The organism is Vreelandella alkaliphila (genome assembly GCF_016107625.1).
Classification (GTDB): domain Bacteria; phylum Pseudomonadota; class Gammaproteobacteria; order Pseudomonadales; family Halomonadaceae; genus Vreelandella; species Vreelandella alkaliphila.
This window is the reverse complement of record NZ_JABASV010000028.1, coordinates 1-2,878: the sequence shown is the minus strand read 5'-3', so window position 1 is coordinate 2,878 and position 2,878 is coordinate 1. Positions and strand designations below refer to the sequence as shown.

Here is a 2,878-nt window from a genome sequence, read left to right as displayed (position 1 = left end):
GATTCCAGGGTGATTAGGGTGTCTTCCGCTTCAATGACGTCGCCTTCTGACACCGCAATCTCGATGATTTCGACATCGGTATCGCCACCGATATCGGGAACTTTGATGATTTCGCTACTCAAGGTCGCGCTCCTTCCAAATCGGATCGAGCCGGCGGGCATCTGCCCGCCGGGCAGCGGTTTAGCTGGTCAGCGGGTTCGGCTTGTTGGCGTCAATGCCATACTTCTTCAGCGCCTCGCCGACGTGCTTACGATCAAGCTCACCGCGGTCTGCCAGCGCACGTAGCGCCGCCACGGTGACGAAGTAGCGGTCTACTTCAAAGAAGTAGCGCAGCTTCTCGCGGGTGTCGGAACGGCCAAAGCCGTCCGTGCCCAGCACGGTGTACTCGCTGGGTACCCAGGCACGCACCTGGTCGGCGTAGAGCTTCATGTAGTCGGTGGAGGCAATCACCGGGCCGTCACGGCCTTCCAGGCACTTCGTCACGTGGGGCTTGTTGGCCTCAGCGTCCGGGTTCAGGAAGCCTTCACGCTCCAGCAGCAGCGCTTCGCGGCGCAGCTCGTTAAAGCTGGTCACACTCCAGATATCCGCGCCAATGCCCCAGTCGTTGGCCAGCAGCTCGGCAGCTGCTTCAACTTCGCGCAGGATGGTGCCGGAGCCCAGCAGTTGCACGCGGCCTTTGTCGCCCTGGGTTTCGTTGAGCAGGTACATGCCTTTGACGATATCGTCGGTAGGCACGTTCTCAAGCGCGGGGTGCTCGTAGTTTTCGTTCATCACCGTCAGGTAGTAGAAGCAGTTCTCTTTGTCGGAGAACATGCGCTTCAGACCATCCTGGAGGATGACCGCCACTTCGTGGGCGTAGGTCGGGTCGTAGCTGCGGCAGTTGGGGATGGTGGAGGCTTGAATCAAGCTGTGGCCATCCTGGTGCTGCAGACCTTCACCATTGAGCGTGGTACGCCCGGCGGTGCCGCCGACCATAAAGCCGCGGGCTTGCAGGTCACCCGCGGCCCAGGCCAAGTCACCAATGCGCTGGAAGCCGAACATCGAGTAGTAGACGTAGAACGGCAGCAGGGTAACGTTGTTGTTGCTGTAGGATGTCGCGGCGGCAATCCACGCAGACATCGCGCCAGCCTCACTAATCCCTTCTTCGAGAATCTGGCCTTTCTGATCCTCGCGGTAGAACATGATCTGGCCTTTATCGACCGGCTCATACTTCTGACCTTCCGAGGTGTAGATGCCGAGCTGACGGAACATGCCTTCCATGCCGAAGGTACGCGCTTCGTCAGGAATAATCGGGACAACATGTTTGCCGAGCTTCTTATCCTTCACCAGACCGTTCAGCACGCGCACGAAGGCCATGGTGGTGGAGACTTCGCGCCCTTTGGAACCCACCATTTGCGAGGCAAAGGTTTTGTCGTCCAGGCTGGGGATCTCCAGCGCCTCAAAATCACTGCGGCGGCTCGGCAGGTAGCCGTTTAAGCGTTCCCGCTGCAGGTGCATGTATTTCAGCTCGGGAGAGTCTTCTTCCGGCTTGTAATAGGGCACATCTTTAAGCTGCTCGTCGGTGAGCGGAATGCCGAAGCGGTCGCGGAATTTACGCAACGCCTCGTACTCCATGCTCTTGACCTGGTGGGACTCGTTGGCGGCTTCGCCATCGCCGCTGCCCATGCCGTAGCCTTTGACGGTATGCGCCAGAATGACCGTGGGCTTACCGTTGGTCTGGTTGACCGCTTCGTGGTAGGCCGCGTAGACCTTGAACGGATCGTGACCACCGCGGTTGAGCTTCCAGATGTCTTCATCAGACAGGTCGTTGACCATCGCTTCGGTTTCGGGGTACTTACCGAAGAAGTGCTCACGGGTGTACGAGCCGCCGTTGGCCTTGTAGTTCTGGTACTCACCGTCAACCGCTTCATCCATGCGTTTTTGCAGGATGCCTTTCTTGTCCTTCTCGAACAGCGGATCCCAGTGACGCCCCCAGACCACCTTGATGACGTTCCAACCGGCACCACGGAACACGCCTTCGAACTCGTCCATGACGCGGGAGTTACCACGCACCGGACCGTCCAAGCGCTGCAGGTTGCAGTTGATAACGAAGATCAGGTTATCGAGGTTTTCACGCCCTGCCAGGGAAATCGCGCCCAGTGACTCCGGCTCATCACACTCGCCGTCGCCCATAAAGCACCAGATCTTACGGTCGTACATGTCTTTCAGCTCACGGTGATGCAGGTACTTCATCACGTGGGCTTGATAGATGGCCTGAATCGGGCCAAGGCCCATGGACACGGTGGGGAACTGCCAGTAGTCCGGCATCAGCCACGGGTGCGGGTAGGAAGAGAGGCCATCGCCGTCGACTTCGCGACGGAATTTGTCCATCTGCTCTTCTGATAAACGGCCTTCCAAGTAGGAACGCGCGTAAATACCCGGGGCAACGTGGCCCTGGATGTAAATCAGGTCGCCTTCAAAATCGCCTTTGGGGGCGCGGAAGAAGTGGTTAAAGCCGACATCGTACAGCGTGGCCGACGACATAAAGCTGGCAATGTGGCCGCCCAGCCCAGGGTTGGCGCGGTTATTACGGATGACCTGAGCAATGGCGTTATAACGAATCAACGACCGAATGCGGCGCTCCATAAACAGATCGCCGGGCATCGGTGCTTCGCGATGCACAGGGATCGTATTCCGGTGCGGGGTTGTCACCGAGAAGGGTACCTTCATCCCGTCCCGGCGCAGGCGATCCGCCAAGCGGGTCATCAGGTAGCGGGCACGATCTTCGCCCTCACGATCCAGTACTGATTCCAGGGATTCCAGCCACTCCGTGGTTTCGAGCGGATCGAGATCTTCTCTTGTCTCCAGACTCATAGAGGTCTCTCCGAATGACGATAAA

At 58.5% G+C, this 2,878-nt stretch carries 2 protein-coding genes; both read right to left on the bottom strand.

Translation table 11 applies throughout. The features are described from left to right. Nucleotides 1-122 (bottom strand): biotin/lipoyl-containing protein (locus JFC11_RS18815; protein ID WP_198350270.1); only part of this gene is annotated, 122 nt, incomplete at its 3' end. A gap of 58 nt (nt 123-180) precedes the next feature. Then, nucleotides 181-2,853 carry a pyruvate dehydrogenase (acetyl-transferring), homodimeric type gene (gene aceE, locus JFC11_RS18810; RefSeq protein WP_198350269.1) on the bottom strand — a complete coding sequence of 891 codons (2,673 nt, stop codon included), beginning with the start codon at nt 2,851-2,853 and terminating at the stop codon, nt 181-183. Nucleotides 2,854-2,878: the final 25 nt, after the last annotated feature.

Excerpts from the sequence above, each read along its gene's own strand:
- aceE (WP_198350269.1), bottom strand. The coding sequence starts at position 2,853 with ATGAGTCTGGAGACAAGAGAAGATCTCGATCCGCTCGAAACCACGGAG.